15 protein-coding genes and 1 pseudogene are annotated in these 15043 nt (G+C 69.1%); 9 read left to right on the forward strand and 7 right to left on the reverse strand.

Annotated elements, in window-relative coordinates; translation table 11 throughout:
- The first annotated feature begins 7 nt into the window (after positions 1-7).
- The gene (locus tag GPY60_RS08535) at positions 8-1219 is read left to right on the forward strand and encodes an acetyl-CoA C-acetyltransferase (RefSeq protein WP_156687209.1); all 1212 of its coding nucleotides are present in this window, start codon (positions 8-10) and stop codon (positions 1217-1219) included.
- A gap of 4 nt (positions 1220-1223) precedes the next feature.
- Positions 1224-3359 carry a 3-hydroxyacyl-CoA dehydrogenase NAD-binding domain-containing protein gene (locus GPY60_RS08540; RefSeq protein WP_156687210.1) on the forward strand — a complete coding sequence of 712 codons (2136 nt, stop codon included), beginning with the start codon at positions 1224-1226 and terminating at the stop codon, positions 3357-3359.
- Positions 3360-3435: 76 nt separating this feature from the next.
- On the opposite strand, the gene GPY60_RS08545 is transcribed toward GPY60_RS08540, so the two are convergent.
- The 3 genes from GPY60_RS08545 to GPY60_RS08555 form a co-directional block, all read right to left on the reverse strand.
- Entirely contained in the window at positions 3436-4296 is an 861-nt protein-coding gene (locus GPY60_RS08545; RefSeq protein WP_156687211.1) for an LLM class F420-dependent oxidoreductase, read from the reverse strand.
- Between the two features lie 5 nt (positions 4297-4301).
- On the reverse strand, positions 4302-5534 hold the full coding sequence (locus tag GPY60_RS08550) for an FAD-dependent monooxygenase (RefSeq protein WP_156687212.1): 1233 nt from the start codon (positions 5532-5534) through the stop codon (positions 4302-4304).
- 64 nt (positions 5535-5598) lie between these two features.
- Entirely contained in the window at positions 5599-5790 is a 192-nt protein-coding gene (locus GPY60_RS08555; RefSeq protein WP_197283598.1) for a hypothetical protein, read from the reverse strand.
- A gap of 134 nt (positions 5791-5924) precedes the next feature.
- Between GPY60_RS08555 and GPY60_RS08560 the strand changes: the two genes are divergently transcribed.
- Positions 5925-6914, forward strand: coding sequence for an LLM class F420-dependent oxidoreductase (locus tag GPY60_RS08560; protein WP_156687214.1), 990 nt, complete (start codon positions 5925-5927; stop codon positions 6912-6914).
- On the opposite strand, the gene GPY60_RS08565 is transcribed toward GPY60_RS08560, so the two are convergent.
- Positions 6911-7204 (reverse strand): putative quinol monooxygenase, encoded by a 294-nt coding sequence (locus GPY60_RS08565; RefSeq protein ID WP_156687215.1) that lies wholly within the window; start codon positions 7202-7204, stop codon positions 6911-6913. The genes GPY60_RS08560 and GPY60_RS08565 overlap by 4 nt on opposite strands.
- A gap of 191 nt (positions 7205-7395) precedes the next feature.
- Here GPY60_RS08565 and GPY60_RS08570 point away from each other — a divergent pair, with 191 nt between their 5' ends.
- Together GPY60_RS08570 and GPY60_RS08575 are read left to right on the forward strand one after the other, a co-directional pair.
- On the forward strand, positions 7396-7821 hold the full coding sequence (locus GPY60_RS08570) for a Zn-ribbon domain-containing OB-fold protein (RefSeq protein ID WP_156687216.1): 426 nt from the start codon (positions 7396-7398) through the stop codon (positions 7819-7821).
- A gap of 1 nt (position 7822) precedes the next feature.
- Positions 7823-8968, forward strand: a complete 1146-nt coding sequence (locus tag GPY60_RS08575) for a thiolase family protein (RefSeq protein WP_156687217.1) — start codon at positions 7823-7825, stop codon at positions 8966-8968.
- A gap of 93 nt (positions 8969-9061) precedes the next feature.
- On the opposite strand, the gene GPY60_RS08580 is transcribed toward GPY60_RS08575, so the two are convergent.
- Positions 9062-10711, reverse strand: coding sequence for a DNA repair helicase XPB (locus tag GPY60_RS08580; RefSeq protein ID WP_156687218.1), 1650 nt, complete (start codon positions 10709-10711; stop codon positions 9062-9064).
- Positions 10712-10750: 39 nt separating this feature from the next.
- Positions 10751-13003 (reverse strand): helicase-associated domain-containing protein, encoded by a 2253-nt coding sequence (locus tag GPY60_RS08585; RefSeq protein WP_156687219.1) that lies wholly within the window; start codon positions 13001-13003, stop codon positions 10751-10753.
- Between the two features lie 124 nt (positions 13004-13127).
- Here GPY60_RS08585 and GPY60_RS08590 point away from each other — a divergent pair, with 124 nt between their 5' ends.
- From GPY60_RS08590 to GPY60_RS08605, 4 genes are read left to right on the forward strand one after another with little or no spacing between them, the layout of a single operon-like run.
- A complete protein-coding gene (locus GPY60_RS08590) occupies positions 13128-13328 on the forward strand; it encodes a hypothetical protein (RefSeq protein WP_197283599.1) in 201 nt (66 codons plus the stop codon).
- 8 nt (positions 13329-13336) lie between these two features.
- Positions 13337-13834 carry a cyclic pyranopterin monophosphate synthase MoaC gene (moaC, locus tag GPY60_RS08595; RefSeq protein WP_156687221.1) on the forward strand — a complete coding sequence of 166 codons (498 nt, stop codon included), beginning with the start codon at positions 13337-13339 and terminating at the stop codon, positions 13832-13834.
- Positions 13834-14316, forward strand: a complete 483-nt coding sequence (locus tag GPY60_RS08600; RefSeq protein WP_156687222.1) for a MogA/MoaB family molybdenum cofactor biosynthesis protein — start codon at positions 13834-13836, stop codon at positions 14314-14316. Before moaC ends, GPY60_RS08600 begins: the two co-directional genes overlap by 1 nt.
- A complete protein-coding gene (locus GPY60_RS08605; RefSeq protein WP_156687223.1) occupies positions 14313-14738 on the forward strand; it encodes a molybdenum cofactor biosynthesis protein MoaE in 426 nt (141 codons plus the stop codon). Before GPY60_RS08600 ends, GPY60_RS08605 begins: the two co-directional genes overlap by 4 nt.
- Before the next feature lie 68 nt (positions 14739-14806).
- Here the strand turns inward: GPY60_RS08605 and GPY60_RS26575 are convergent.
- A pseudogene (locus GPY60_RS26575) lies at positions 14807-15043 on the reverse strand (transglycosylase family protein); the annotation flags it as partial.

Here is a 15043-nt window from a genome sequence, read left to right on the forward strand (position 1 = left end):
AGTTGTCATGTCCGAACAAGCCTTCATCTACGAGGCGATCCGCACGCCGCGCGGCAAGCAGAAGAACGGGTCGCTCACCGAGGTCAAGCCGTTGAACCTGGTGGTCGGCCTGATCGAGGAGCTGCGTCGGCGCAATCCCGACCTCGACGAGAACCTGATCAGCGACGTCATCCTGGGCTGCGTCTCGCCCGTCGGTGACCAGGGCGGCGACATCGCCCGCACCGCGGTGATCGCGGCCGGCATGCCCGACACCGTCGGCGGCGTGCAGCTCAACCGCTTCTGCGCCTCGGGCCTCGAGGCCGTCAACACCGCGGCCCAGAAGGTGGCCTCCGGCTGGGACGACATGGTGCTCGCGGGCGGCGTCGAGTCGATGAGCCGCGTGCCGATGGGCTCCGACGGCGGCGCGATGATGGCCGATCCCGCCACCTCCTACGACGCCTACATCGTCCCGCAGGGCATCGGCGCCGACCTGATCGCCACCATCGAGGGCTTCTCGCGCGACGACGTGGACGCCTACGCGCTGCGCTCGCAGCAGCTCGCGGCCGAGGCGTGGTCGGGCGGCTACTTCGCCAAGTCGGTGGTCCCGGTCCGCGACCAGAACGGCCTGCTGATCCTCGACCACGACGAGCACATGCGCCCCGACACCACCATGGAGGGCCTGGCCAAGCTGAAGCCCGCCTTCGAGGGGCTGGCCGCGATGGCCGGCTTCGACGACGTGGCGCTGCAGAAGTACCACTGGGTCGAGAAGATCAACCACGTCCACACCGGCGGCAACAGCTCGGGCATCGTCGACGGCTCCGCCCTGGTGCTGATCGGCAACGAGAAGGCGGGCAAGTCGCAGGGCCTGACGCCCCGCGCCCGCATCGTCGCCACCGCTACCACCGGCTCCGACCCGACGATCATGCTGACCGGCCCGACGCCGGCCACGCAGAAGGTGCTCGACCGCGCCGGCCTGACCGTCGACGACATCGACCTGTTCGAGCTGAACGAGGCGTTTGCGTCGGTGGTGCTGAAGTTCCAGAAGGACCTGAACATCCCGGACGAGAAGCTCAACGTCAACGGCGGCGCCATCGCGATGGGGCACCCGCTGGGGGCCACCGGGGCGATGATCCTGGGCACCATGGTCGACGAGCTCGAGCGCCGCGACGCCCGTCGCGCCCTGATCACGCTGTGCATCGGTGGCGGCATGGGCGTCGCGACGATCATCGAGAGGGTTTAAGACCATGGCAGAGAACACGATTCAGTGGGAAAAGGACGCCGACGGCATCGTCACCCTGACGCTGGACGACCCGACCGGGTCGGCCAACGTCATGAACGAGAACTACATCGAGTCGATGCACAATGCCGTGGAACGCCTTGTCGCCGAGAAGGACTCGATCACCGGCGTAGTGATCACCAGCGCGAAGAAGACCTTCTTCGCCGGCGGTGACGTCAAGAGCATGATCAAGATCGGGCCGGAGAACGCCGGAGAGGCGTTCGACCTCGTCGAGGGCGTCAAGAAGGACCTGCGCGCGTTGGAGACCCTCGGCGTGCCGGTCGTGGCCGCCATCAATGGCGCCGCGCTCGGCGGCGGCCTGGAGATCGCGCTGGCGTGCCACCACCGCATCGCCGCCGACGTGAAAGGCCTCGTGGTCGGCTTTCCGGAGGTGACCCTGGGCCTGCTACCCGGAGCCGGCGGTGTCACCCGCACGGTGCGGATGATGGGCATTCAGAACGCGTTCATGAACGTGCTGAGTCAGGGGACCCGCTTCAAGCCGGCCGCGGCCAAGGACAACGGCCTGGTCGACGAGATCGTTTCCAGCGTCGAGGAACTGGTGCCGGCCGCGAAGGCGTGGATCAAGACCAACCCCGAGGCGCACACCCAGCCCTGGGACGTCAAGGGCTACAAGATCCCCGGCGGCACCCCGAGCAGCCCGGCGTTGGCGGCGATCCTGCCGTCGTTCCCGTCGCTGCTGCGCAAGCAGCTCAAGGGTGCGCCGATGCCGGCGCCGCGGGCCATCATGGCCGCCGCCGTCGAGGGCGCGCAGGTGGACTTCGACACCGCCACCCGCATCGAGAGCCGCTATTTCACCGAGCTCGTCACCGGCCCGATCGCCAAGAACATGATCCAGGCGTTCTTCTTCGACCTGCAGACCATCAACGGCGGTGGCTCGCGGCCCGACGGCATCGGCAAGACCCCGATCAACAAGATCGGCGTGCTCGGTGCCGGGATGATGGGCGCCGGCATCGCCTACGTCTCGGCCAAGGCCGGCTTCGATGTGGTGCTCAAGGACGTCAGCATCGAGGCCGCGCAAAAGGGCAAGGGCTACTCCGAGAAGCTGGAAGCCAAGGCGCTGGAGCGGGGCAAGACGAGCAAGGAGAAATCCGACGCGCTGCTGGCCCGCATCACCCCGACCGCCGACCCCGCCGACTTCAAGGGTGTGGACTTCGTGATCGAGGCGGTGTTCGAGAACCAGGACCTCAAGCACAAGGTCTTCCAGGAGATCGAGGACATCGTGGAGCCCAACGCGCTGCTCGGGTCCAACACCTCCACGCTGCCGATCACCGGCCTGGCCACCGGCGTCAAGCGGCAAGAGGACTTCATCGGGATCCACTTCTTCTCGCCGGTCGACAAGATGCCGCTGGTCGAAATCATTAAGGGCGAGAAGACATCCGACGAGGCGCTGGCCCGCGTCTTCGACTACACGCTGGCTATCGGCAAGACCCCGATCGTGGTCAACGACAGCCGCGGCTTCTACACGTCCCGCGTGATCGGCACCTTCGTCAACGAGGCGCTCGCGATGCTGGGCGAAGGCGTCGAGCCGGCGAGCATCGAGCACGCCGGTTCGCAGGCCGGGTACCCGGCGCCCCCGCTGCAGCTGTCCGACGAGCTCAACCTCGAGCTGATGCACAAGATCGCACTCGCCACCCGCAAGGGTGTCGAGGACGCCGGCGGCACCTACGAGCCGCACCCGGCCGAGGCCGTCGTCGAGAAGATGATCGAGATCGGGCGCTCGGGCCGGCTGAAGGGAGCCGGCTTCTACGAGTACGTCGACGGCAAGCGCACCGGGTTGTGGCCGGGCCTGCGGGAGACGTTCAAGTCCGGCACCTCGCAGCCGCCGCTGCAGGACATGATCGACCGGATGCTGTTTGCCGAGGCGCTCGAGACCCAGAAGTGCCTCGACGAGGGCGTCATCACCTCGACCGCGGACGCCAACATCGGCTCCATCATGGGCATCGGCTTCCCGCCGTGGACCGGTGGCGCCGCGCAGCTCATCGTCGGCTACCCGCACGGCGGCAAGGCCGGGTTCGTGGCCCGGGCCCGCGAGCTGGCCGAGAAGTACGGCGAGCGTTTCCAACCGCCGAAGTCGCTGACATAGGTTCCGAGTAGGCGAAAGCCCCCGAACACGTTGTGTTCGGGGGCTTTTGCTCGCATCGAGATATAACTGGCTCGCGTCAGCCGATGGCGGCCGCGATGCGGCGCCACTGCTCGCGCGGGAATTCCCTCGGGTCTTCCGTGAGCACCTGCACGCAGACATGGTCGGCGCCGGCCGCGTGGTGCTCGGCGACCCTGGCCAGGACGGTCTCCTCGTCGCCCCAGGCGATGATCGCGTCGACGAGCCGATCGCTCACCTGCGACAGGTCTTCTTCCGAAAACCCACTGCGCAGTAGGTTGTTCGCGTAGTTCGGCAGTCCCAGGTATCCCCTGAGGAAGGCGCGCCCGACGCGGCGCGCCTCGTCCGCGTCCTCGGTGAGGACGACGCCCTGTTCCGGCAGCAGCAGCGGTCCCTCGCCCAGCACCGAACGGGCGAAGGCGGTGTGGTCGGGGCTCACCAGGTAGGGGTGCGCGCCGCGTCCGCGCTCGGCGGACAGCTCGAGCATCTTCGGGCCGAGTGCGGCGAGAACCCGTTGATCGACCGGAACCGGACGCTGGGCCTCGTCCAGCCCGTCGAGGAACGATGCGGTGGCGGCGAGCGGCTTGCGGTAGCGCCCAGGCTCTTTGGCGTCGATCAGGGGCGCGTGGCTCACCCCGATTCCCAGGAGGAAGCGGTCACCGTGCTCTTCGGTGAGCGCGGCGAGAGAGTCGGCGACGTCACCGGCCTCGTGCATCCACAGGTTGAGGATCCCGGTGGCGATCACCGTGCGCTTGGTCGCCGCGAGCAGCCGCTCCACCGCGCCCAGTACGGAGCCGCTGACGTCGGGTATCCACAGCGCCGTGAAACCCAGGTCGTCCAGTTCCGCTGCGGCTTCGGCGGATTCGGCTGGGTCGCCGTAGTGCAGTTGGCTGCTCCAAATGCCGACACCGGTCAGATCCATGCGGGTCAATCCTCTCGTGACTTGAGCGCTTGAGCGTCGATCGCGTCGTAGTCGGGCACGTGCATCGAGTCGTGCATCCGCACCCCCTTGGCGTTCATCCGCGCCAAGCCGCGGGAAAGGGGAGCCGGCATGCGGGAGACCAACGCGGCCCCGCGGGTCAGCGCCCAGACGCCGGCGCGCGAGCCCGGAATGATCGTGCGGGCAGCGTTCCTGGCGAAGCCCCGGCTGAGGTGCACCGGTTCGCGCATCGCCAGCTCGTAGGCCGCGAACGCCGCCAGGTGGTCACCGCCGGCCCGAGCCAGTTCGCCCGCCAGCACGTAGGCGCCGAGGACCGCGAGGCTGGTGCTGCCGCCGACGGCGGGGCCGGGGCAGTACGCGGCGTCGCCGACCAGCGTGACGCGCCGGCGCGACCACCGGTCCAGGCGCAGCTGCGTGATCGCGTCGAAGTAGAACGCCGGTGTCCGGTCGATCTCCTCCAGCCAGCGGTCCACCGTGGCGTCCATGCCGGCGAAGGCTTCGTGGAGTAACGCCTTCTGCCGCACCGTATCCCGATGGTCGTAGTCGAGTTCGTCTCCGCTGCGAAACAGGAAGACGGCGCGGGCGTCGTCCAGATGGGCCGCGGTGTAGATGGCTGCGACACGGCCGACGCCGACGTAGCCGACCATCGCGGGGCCGTCCGCCAGCGCCTTCGGCGTGGACACCACCGCCAGATATCCGCCGAGGAATCGGGTCATCCCGGATTCGTCGCCGAAGGTGAGGCGCCGGACGTTGGAGTGCAGTCCGTCGGCGCCCACGATGACGTCGAACCGCCGCGCGGGCGCATGCTCGAACGTCACCTCGCCGTCGATGTCGATGCCGGTGATCGAGTCGCCGAAGACGTATTCGGCGTCGTCCCGGGAAGCGGAGTAGTAGATCTCGCCGAGGTCGTCGCGCATGATCTCCACGTGCCGGTCCGACGCGGCGCCGATGATCTTGGTGAGGTCGATGTCGGTGGGTGCGGCGTGGCCTTCGCGGTACATCGTCAGCCGGGTGGTGCCGGTGGCGCGCGCCTCGATGCGCGGCAAGACGCCCATCTTCTCCGAGATTTCCATCGCTGGCCGGAAGAGGTCGACGGCGTGGCCGCCGGCCTTGCGCAGCGACGGCGCGCGTTCGACAACGGTGACGTCGAAGCCGTGCCGCGCCAGCCAGTACGCCAGCACTGGCCCGGCGATGCTGGCGCCCGACACGAGTACTCGCATGGCGACTCCGTCCCGCGGCTGACTTGGGGCCCGTTCAGCCTATGTCGCCCATAGCGCTATGCGATCACGCGGTGCTTTGGTCCTGGGCGTTCTGCGTGAAGACGTCGCCGGGGGTCTGTCCGTTGTCGTTGACGAACGTGTCGTCGCCGTCGGCGGTGACGCTGACGCTGACGGCATTGTGCGGCGCGGGTTGCGCCGCGCTCATCAGCGCGACGGTTGCGGCGATGGTCGCAGCGGCGAAGATCAACGGCGGCACAACGGCGCTTCTGCGCGCCCGGTCGGCTCGACTGATTGGTTGCCCGATGTTTGCCATGCGCATTTTTTACAGCGGCGGTTTCGAGGGTGGCTGAGCCTGAGCTTTCAATTCGCTATGAGGCTAGAGTCACCGCTATGCGCTTCGGCCTCTTCATCCCGCAGGGCTGGCGGATGGACCTCGTCGGCATCGAACCGGAAAGCCACTGGGCGGTGATGCGCGATTTGGCCACCCACGCCGACAACGGCCCGTGGGACTCGCTGTGGGTCTACGACCACTTTCACACCGTCCCGATGCCGACGGACGAGGCCACGCACGAGGCGTGGTCGCTGATGGCGGCGTACGCGGCGACCACGTCGCGGATCAAGCTCGGGCAGATGTGCACGGCGATGAGCTACCGCAATCCGGTCTACCTCGCCAAGGTGGCGGCGACCACCGACGTCATCTCCGGCGGCCGCATCCAGATGGGCATCGGCGGCGGCTGGTACGAACACGAATGGCGCGCATACGGATACGGGTTCCCATCCGCGGGCGTGCGGCTGGGCCGCCTGGACGAGGGCGTGCAGATCATGCGCGACGCCTGGCGCGACGGCAAAGTGAGCTTCGACGGTAAGCACTACCAGGTCAACGGCGCGATCGTGGCCCCGAAGCCGTTGCGGCACAACGGCATCCCGCTGTGGATCGCCGGCGGCGGAGAAAAGGTGACGCTGCGCATCGCGGCGCAATACGCGCAGTACACCAACTTCACGCCGGAGCCCGCGGCGTTCGCGCACAAGTCCGAGGTGCTGGCCGAGCACTGCCGAAAGCTGGGCACGGACTACGACGCCATCGTGCGCTCGGCCAACTTCAACGTGGTTCTGGGTACGTCCGAATCCGATGTCCAGGAACGGCAGAAGCGGGTCCGCGACCGCTTGGTGGGGTATCTGCCCGAGGCGGCCGCCGATGCGATGATCGCCGGGACAAGCGGGCCCGACTCGCCCACGGGCACGACCGAACAGGTCATCGAACGGATCGCGAAAGTCCGGGATCTCGGGTGCGATTATGCGATCTGCTACTTCCCGGAGGCGGCCTACGACCGTTCCGGGATCGAGTTGTTCGAGCGGGAAGTCATTCCCGCGCTCGGCTAGATGTCGGTGGTGACGTAGCGCTTCTTCACCGGAGGCGCGGCGAGCAGCGGGGGAAGCTCGGTCAGCTTGCCCTCGCCGGCGCGAAAGGCGCGATACGCCTCGTCGTCCTGCACCGTTTCCCACAGTTCGTAGATCAACCAGTGCGCTTCGTCGTCCTCGTCGACCAGCACGTCGGTGCGCAGGTTGCCGGCGAAGGCGCGGGTGTCCCGCAGCGCCCGGGCCATCACGTCGCGGCCGGCGGCGACGGCCTCCGGCTTGAATTGCAGTTCGAGGGTGACCGTGACTGACATGGTGACAACATAGCGGCTCGCCTCAGGTCACCTCGCCAGCCTCATCGGCACCTGTCTGGAGGGGCCCGAGTGTCGCGCGAAGGCGCTATCACGGGTGGTATCGCCGCGGAGGGCGCCCAGGAGAATGAGATTTCCAGTAATGACGAATGCTGTTGTACCTTCGACAGAACGCACACGACGGAGGGACTTCGATGCAGAAGGCGCTGGCCCCCGAGATATCGACCTGGCCCGACGAGAACCCGCAGCTCATCGGTAGTCGATGCGCCGATTGCGGCGCCACCACCTTCCCTGTGCAGCAGTGGTGTCCGCGCTGCAGCGGCGGCGAGATGAGCGAGGTGTTGCTGCCGCGTCGCGGAACCGTGGTGACCTGGACCACCCAGGGGTTTCCGCCAGGGGCGCCCTACGCCGGCCCGACGGGCAAGGAGTTCGTGCCGTTCGGCATGGGCCTGGTGCAACTCGGCGACGTGATTCGCGTCGAGGGGCGGCTCACCGAGAACGACCCGGCGAAGCTGCGCTTCGGTCAGGAGGTCGAACTCACGATGGTGCCGCTGATTACCGATGCCGACGGCGACGAGGTCATGACGTTCGCGTTCCGGCCGGTCCAACAAGGAGCCTGATATGACAAACGATGTCGCCATCATCGGCGTCGGCCTGCACCCGTTCGGCAGGTTCGAGAAGACGGCAATGCAGATGGGCGCCGAGGCGATCCAATCCGCGCTGAAGGACGCCGGCGTGGCATGGAAGGACATCCAGTTCGGCTTCGGGGGCAGCCACGAGGTGTCCAACCCCGACGCGGTGACCCGGCTGGTCGGGCTGACCGGCATCACGTTCACCAACGTGTTCAACGCGTGCGCCACGGCGGCCAGCGCGATCCAGCAGACGGCGGAGACCATCCGGTTGGGCAAGTACGACCTCGGGATTGCCATCGGCCTGGACAAGCATCCGCGCGGCGCGTTCACCGACGACCCGGCCAAGCTGGCGCTGCCACAGTGGTATGCGCAGAACGGGCAATTCGTCACCACGAAGTTCTTCGGGATGAAGGCCAACAAGTACCTGCACGACCACAACATCTCCCAGGCGACGCTGGCCAAGGTCGCCGCCAAGAATTACCGCAACGGTGCGCTGAACCCGAATGCGTTCCGCCGCAAGGCGTTATCCGAGGAGGAGATCCTCAACTCGGCCGTGCTGAACTACCCGCTGACGCAGTACATGTTCTGCGCGCCCGACGAGGGTGCGGCCGCGGTGATCATGTGCCGCGCCGACATGGCGCACAAATACACCGACAAGCCGGTATACGTGCGGGCGTGCGAGATTCGCACCCGCCGGTACGGCGCCTACGAGGTGCACGCAACGTCAGCCCCGCTGGACGAGGATTCCTCGCCGACGGTGTACGCGGCCCGGGCGGCCTACGAGGCGGCCGGGATCGGGCCGGAGGACGTCGACGTCGCGCAGCTGCAGGACACCGACGCCGGCAACGAGGTGATCCACATGGCCGAGACCGGCCTGTGCGCTGACGGCGAGCAGGAAAAGCTGCTCGCCGACGGCGCCACGGAGATTCACGGGACGATCCCCGTCAACACCGACGGCGGGCTGATCGCCAACGGCGAGCCGATCGGCGCGTCGGGGCTGCGCCAGATGCACGAACTGGTGCGCCAATTGCGCGGCGAGGCGGGCGAGCGACAGGTGCCCGGCGACCCGCGCGTCGGCCTCGCGCAGGTGTATGGCGCGCCCGGGACCGCCTCGGCGACGATCCTGTCGGTCTAGCGCTACGCGGCCGCTTTCTGCCGAGCGTGCACACACTGCGAGAAATCGGCGAAAATCTCGCAGAGCCAGCGCACGTTCGGTGCACCGAGACGGCTAAATCGCCGGGCCCAGAAGGTCGTCCGCGTCCTGGATGATGTAGCCGTAGCCCTGCTCGGCCAGAAAACGCTGCCGGTGCGCGGCGTATTCGGCGTCCAGGCTGTCGCGCGCCACCACCGAGTAGAAGATCGCGCCGCCGCCGTCGGACTTGGGCCGCAGCAACCGGCCCAGCCGCTGGGCCTCCTCCTGCCGCGACCCGAAGGTGCCCGAAACCTGAACGGCCACCGACGCTTCCGGCAGGTCGATGGAGAAGTTGGCGACCTTGGACACCACCAGCGTCGTCACCTCGCCGCGGCGGAAACCGTCGAACAGCGCTTCGCGCTCCTTGGTTCGCGTGGACCCCTGGATCACCGGGGCGTCCAGTTCCGCGCCGAGCTCGTCGAGCTGGTCGAGGTAGGCGCCGATCACCAGCGTCTGCTCGCCGGGGTGCTTCGCGAGGATCGACTTGACCACGGCGATCTTGGTGTGCGCGGTCGAACAAACCTTGTACCGCTCTTCGGGTTCGGCGGTGGCGTACATCATCCGCTCGTTGTCGGTCATGGTGACCCGCACCTCCACGCACTCGGCCGGTGCGATCCAGCCCTGCGCCTCGATGTCCTTCCACGGCGCGTCGTAGCGCTTGGGGCCGATCAGGGAGAACACGTCGCCCTCGCGGCCGTCCTCGCGCACGAGCGTGGCGGTCAGCCCTAACCGGCGTTTGGACTGCAGGTCCGCGGTCATCCGGAAGACGGGCGCCGGAAGCAGGTGCACCTCGTCGTAGATGATCAGTCCCCAGTCGCGGCTGTCGAAGAGCTCCAAATGCCGATACTCGCCCTTCGAGCGGCGGGTGATCATCTGGTAGGTCGAGATGGTCACCGGCCGGATCTCCTTGCGCTCACCGGAGTATTCGCCGATCTCGTCCTCGGTGAGCGAGGTGCGCGCGACCAGCTCCCGCTTCCACTGCCGGGCGGCCACGATGTTGGTGACGAGGATCAGCGTCGTGGCGCTCGCCTTGGCCATCGCGGCCGCGCCGACCAGCGTCTTGCCGGCGCCGCAGGGGAGCACCACCACCCCAGACCCGCCGGCCCAGAACGAGTCGGTGGCCATCTGCTGGTAGTCGCGCAGGTGCCAGCCGTCCTGCCGCAGCGCGATCGGGTGCGCCTCGCCGTCGACGTACCCCGCCAGGTCCTCGGCCGGCCAGCCGACCTTGAGTAGCATCTGCTTGACCCGTCCGCGTTCGCTGGGGTGGACGACCACCGTGTCGTCGTCGATGCGGGCGCCGAGCATCGGGGCGATCTTCTTGTTGCGCAGCACCTCCTCGAGGACCGCGCGATCCAGGCTCACCAGCGTGAGGCCGTGCGCCGGGTTCTTCACCAGTTGCAGCCGCCCGTAGCGCGCCATGGTGTCGACGATGTCGACCAGCAGCGGCTGCGGCACCGCGTACCGCGAGAAGCTGACCAGCGCGTCGACCACCTGCTCGGCGTCGTGGCCGGCGGCGCGCGCGTTCCACAGCGCCAGCGGCGTGATGCGGTAGGTGTGCACGTGTTCGGGTGCGCGTTCCAGCTCGGCGAACGGCGCGATGGCGGCGCGCGCCGCCCCGGCCAGCTCGTGATCCACCTCGAGCAGCACCGTCTTGTCGGACTGCACGATCAAGGGTCCGTCAGTCAATGTGGCCCCACTCCTCTTTCTTACTGAGCGATGCCACCATTATCGGCCGTTGGCCGACACGACCGACGTGATGCGGTGCACGGCGAAGTCGCGCAGCCGCCCGGACGCCGAATCGAAGGCCACCAGCTGGCCGCCCCGCACGCTGATGGGTGCCACCACACGCTGGGTGGCCACGCCCGCCGCGTCGAGGTAGCCGATCACCAGCGTGTCCTGCTCCCTGGCCGCGCGCTGCAGCAGCGACATGGTGACGGTGGGGTCGACGCGGACATTGCCGAAGGGCGCCGCGGTCACCTTGCGCAGCACGGCGACGACGGCGTTGAGGCTCTCGGTGTTCGGACGCGGCGCGGGGCGATACGGGCGGCGCTGCTGTGGTGTGGTGACCCGGGCGCCCCGCGGCCGCACGTCGACCACGGAACCGGACGAATCCTCGGCGGCCGGGGCTAGGCCGGCGGCCCGCAATGCGGCCAGCACCTCGGCGATGGGAGCCGGCGACACCGCGACCGTCGGCGCCAGGGCGCGCAGTTGCAGACCCTCGGCCGCCGCCACCGCCTGCGCCAGCAGCGTCGGGTCCTCGCACCGCACGAACGAAGCGGCCATGCCGATGCGGAGCTGGCCGTGGCGGCGTCCGACATCGTCGATGAGGTACGTGAGCCCTTGCGGCACAGGAGTTTTTGAATGACTGGCGAAGAAGGTGTGCATCCAGTCGCGGGTCTTGCCGACGTCGAGGGCGTGCCGTATCGACTGCTCGCTGACCCGGTACACCATGGCGGCGCCGGCCGATTCCACGGTGGCCACCGTCGCCAGCTGCTGGGCGAGTTCGCGTTCCAGCGGTCCGGGGACGACGACGGTCATGTCGGCCTGCACCAGGAAGTGGTCGATCGGCTTGGGCATCGCCCGGGCCATGGCGCCGACCGCGGCCTCGGCGTCGCTGTTGGGCTCCAGCAGCGCGCGGCCCGGCGTGCTGATCGCGCCGCGGCCCACCAGGCCCAGCGCGTGACCTTCGGCCAGCAGGTGGCCCACCGGTTCAGGTTGTAGCCGCCTGGCCCAGCGCGGACGGCGCCAGGTCAGCGCCGCGGACGCCTCCGCGGCACCGACTCCGCTGCCGGGCGGCAGGTCGGCGAGCATGCCCAGCAGCAGCCGGCGGTCCAGGGGCGCGGCCGTCGAGTACAGCGAATCCGAAAGCGCGCCGTACGGTTTCGCGTCGGGTCCGCGGGTGCCGATGAGCGCCGGGCGGGCGGGGAGGTCGAGCCAGGAGGTCGCCAGCAGATGCCAACGTTCCGCCGGAGACAGCGTCATGAACCGGTCGACGGCCGTCGTCGGCGCCCAGTACGGGCCCTCGCCGTTCACCGGGAGCGGATCGGGCATGCCGCTCGCGATCAACCCGGCTGCGGCGGCGAGCTCGAGGATGAGACCCAGGCGTGGCTCGTCGATGCCGGTCGCCTTGGCCAGCCGCTTGACGTCGCGGATCCCCAGGCCGCCGCTGCGGAGTTCGGAAACCGGTGCCGCGCTGAGGGTTTCGACTAGCACGTCGAGCTCGCGCAGCAAGTCGATGACGGCGCCCGCGGCGGCCGCGTCGACGTCGTCCTCTTTGGTGGTCGAGACCACGGGGTCGGGCGGACTGAGCTGCATCGGACCGGGCTGTTCGCCGCGCAGGACCTGCCCGACATGGCGCGGCAGGATCACCGTCTCGGCGTCGACGCGTCGCAACAGACCCATCGCGAGCAGCTGCGGCACCGGCCGGTCCGCGGGCGCGCCCGGCGCGGCGTCGCGGGTGCGCCCCATCGGGGAGCCTTCGAGCAGCTTTTCCAGCACCTCCAGTTGCGGTGCGGTCAGCGTCTCGATGAGGTCGGCGATCTGTTGGCCGGTGCGGTCGGCGTCCTCCAGGGTGACCTGGCCCGGGTGCCACGGCAGCGCCGTCCCGACGTCGGGGGCCACGCGTAGCGCGGCGTCCCCCCAGACGAGCGCTCGCTCCCGGAGGTCGTCGAGCGCGGCCGTCACCTCGGATTCGTTGGCCCGGTCACCCAACAGCGCCAGGAGTTTGCCGGTCGGCACCGGCGCGGTGTCGGCCTGCAACACGAGCAGCGCGTCGAGCAGCGCCAGCCGCAGGTAGTCGAGGTCGTCGGTGGCAGCCTTGACCGACTGACGGGCCTGTGCGCGGGCCGCCAGCGCGGCGATGCTGCCGGGTGGGGGCTGGGCGAGGTCCGGCCGCAGCTCGAGCAGCCGGATAAGGCGCTCGTCGGGCAGGTCGGCCAGCCAGGACCCCAGCGGGATGTCCGGGGTGTTGTCGGTCATTGCTGACCAGCGTAAAGCAGCCGACCGACTGCGGGCCGACACCAAATTCGCGACGGATCGGCCCGAGCGCAAAACTGTCAGCCTTGCGCCGCCTGCGCGCGGGCGACCTGTCAGAATGGACGCCGTGGCTGACACTGCTGAGGGCAAGGCCCGCAAACAGAGGTATGTCGACAACGGCTGGCCGGCGACGGAACCGGACGACCATCCGGTGAGCGAACTGGCGACCGATCGCACGGGCGCGCTGTCCCCGTTCGGGGATCTGGTGTTCCCGCTGCCCGCGACCGACCTGCCCTACGTGCACCCCGTCACCGACACCACCTGGTAGCCGGCGGGATGGCTGGGGCTTCCGGGGCTTCGGGATCGGTCGGAGCGCTCTCGCACCTCGACGAGCGGGGGGCGGCGCACATGGTCGATGTCACCGACAAGGGAGCCACCAAGCGGACGGCCGTCGCCGCCGGTCGCCTGCGCACCTCGGCCGACGTGGTGGCGCTCATCTCGAGCGGCGGCCTGCCCAAGGGCGATGCTTTGGCGACCGCGCGGATCGCCGGCATCCTGGCGGCCAAACGCACGAGCGACCTGATCCCGCTGTGCCACCAACTCGCGCTCACCGGGGTCGACGTGGATTTCACCGTGCACGAGTCCGAGGTGGAGATCACCGCAACGGTGCGAAGCACCGACCGAACGGGGGTGGAGATGGAAGCGCTCACCGCCGTCAGCGTGGCGGGCCTCACGCTGTACGACATGATCAAGGCCGTCGACCCGGCCGCCCGCATCGACGACATCCGCGTGCTGCGCAAGGAAGGCGGCAAGACCGGGACCTGGGCGCCCTGATGAGCACCCGATCCGCGCGGGTCATCATCGCCTCCACCCGCGCGTCGGCGGGAACCTACGACGACCGATGCGGGCCGATCATCGCCGAATGGCTTGCCGAGCGCGACTTTTCGGCCGCCGAGCCGGCCGTGGTCGCCGACGGCGAACCGGTGGGGCAGGCGCTGCGCGACGCCCTGGACGCCGACGTCGACCTCGTCATCACCTCGGGGGGCACCGGAATCTCGCCCACCGACAGCACGCCCGACCAGACCGTCGCGGTGCTCGACTACATGATCCCGGGCCTGGCGGACGCGATCCGCCGCTCCGGGCTGCCCAAGGTGCCGACGTCGGTGTTGTCGCGCGGCGTGTGCGGTGTCGCGGGCCGCACCCTGATCGTCAACCTGCCGGGGTCGCCCGGGGGTGTGCGCGACGGCCTCGCCGTGCTCGCCGACGTCGTGGACCACGCGCTCGACCAACTCGCCGGCGAAGACCACCAGCGATGACGGTCGTCGTGCGCGCCGCGATGACCGAGCACCCGATTCACCTGTCCGAGCACGAGGAACTGGTGGGCCACCGGTCGGCCGGAGCCATCGTGGGCTTCGTCGGGATGATCCGCGACCACGACGGCGGCCGGCGGGTGGTGCGGCTCGAGTACTCGGCGCACCCGTCCGCCGAACAGGTGATCGCCGAGGTGGTCGGCGAGGTCGCCGGGCGGTCCGAGGGGGTGCGTGCGATCGCGGCCAGCCACCGCATCGGTGCCCTGCACATCGGGGAGGCGGCGCTCGGCGCCGCCGTCGCCGCCGACCATCGTCAGGCTGCGTTCACCACATGCGCGCTTCTGGTCGACACCATCAAGGCGCGGCTGCCCGTATGGAAGCACCAGTTCTTCGACGACGGCACCGAAGAATGGGTCGGTTCGGCCTGACCGGCCGGTAGCGCTTCCCGCAAGCGAGACCGCCTGCGGGAAGCGCTCGGCTACCCGTGCTGGAAGTGTCAGCCGATCACGGACGGCTGCGCCAGGGAGTCCAGCGCGTCGTTGCCGTGAATGCCCTGGCCCTTGATGGCGTCCCAAAGCTGCATCGTGTAGCCAACCTTGGTGGCCTGCTGCGGCGCACCGGGCGCCGCGTTGGCGTCGTTGGGCGCCGGGGCGTCGGCCGGCGGAGCCGGCATCGCGTCCTTGAGCGGGGCCGGGGGCAGCGCATCGGCCGGCGGGGCCGGCGGCCGTTGAGC

Origin of the sequence: Mycobacterium sp. Marseille-P9652 (genome assembly GCF_902652685.1) — a bacterium.
Lineage (GTDB): Bacteria > Actinomycetota > Actinomycetes > Mycobacteriales > Mycobacteriaceae > Mycobacterium.

Bases quoted from the DNA above. Each gene is read 5' to 3' on its own strand.
- GPY60_RS08535 (WP_156687209.1), top strand. From the start codon at position 8: ATGTCCGAACAAGCCTTCATCTACGAGGCGATCCGCACGCCGCGCGGC.
- GPY60_RS08540 (WP_156687210.1), top strand. From the start codon at position 1,224: ATGGCAGAGAACACGATTCAGTGGGAAAAGGACGCCGACGGCATCGTC.
- GPY60_RS08545 (WP_156687211.1), bottom strand. From the start codon at position 4,296: ATGGATCTGACCGGTGTCGGCATTTGGAGCAGCCAACTGCACTACGGC.
- GPY60_RS08550 (WP_156687212.1), bottom strand. From the start codon at position 5,534: ATGCGAGTACTCGTGTCGGGCGCCAGCATCGCCGGGCCAGTGCTGGCG.
- GPY60_RS08560 (WP_156687214.1), top strand. From the start codon at position 5,925: ATGCGCTTCGGCCTCTTCATCCCGCAGGGCTGGCGGATGGACCTCGTC.
- GPY60_RS08565 (WP_156687215.1), bottom strand. From the start codon at position 7,204: ATGTCAGTCACGGTCACCCTCGAACTGCAATTCAAGCCGGAGGCCGTC.
- GPY60_RS08570 (WP_156687216.1), top strand. From the start codon at position 7,396: ATGCAGAAGGCGCTGGCCCCCGAGATATCGACCTGGCCCGACGAGAAC.
- GPY60_RS08575 (WP_156687217.1), top strand. From the start codon at position 7,823: ATGACAAACGATGTCGCCATCATCGGCGTCGGCCTGCACCCGTTCGGC.
- GPY60_RS08585 (WP_156687219.1), bottom strand. From the start codon at position 13,003: ATGACCGACAACACCCCGGACATCCCGCTGGGGTCCTGGCTGGCCGAC.
- moaC (WP_156687221.1), top strand. From the start codon at position 13,337: ATGGCTGGGGCTTCCGGGGCTTCGGGATCGGTCGGAGCGCTCTCGCAC.
- GPY60_RS08600 (WP_156687222.1), top strand. From the start codon at position 13,834: ATGAGCACCCGATCCGCGCGGGTCATCATCGCCTCCACCCGCGCGTCG.
- GPY60_RS08605 (WP_156687223.1), top strand. From the start codon at position 14,313: ATGACGGTCGTCGTGCGCGCCGCGATGACCGAGCACCCGATTCACCTG.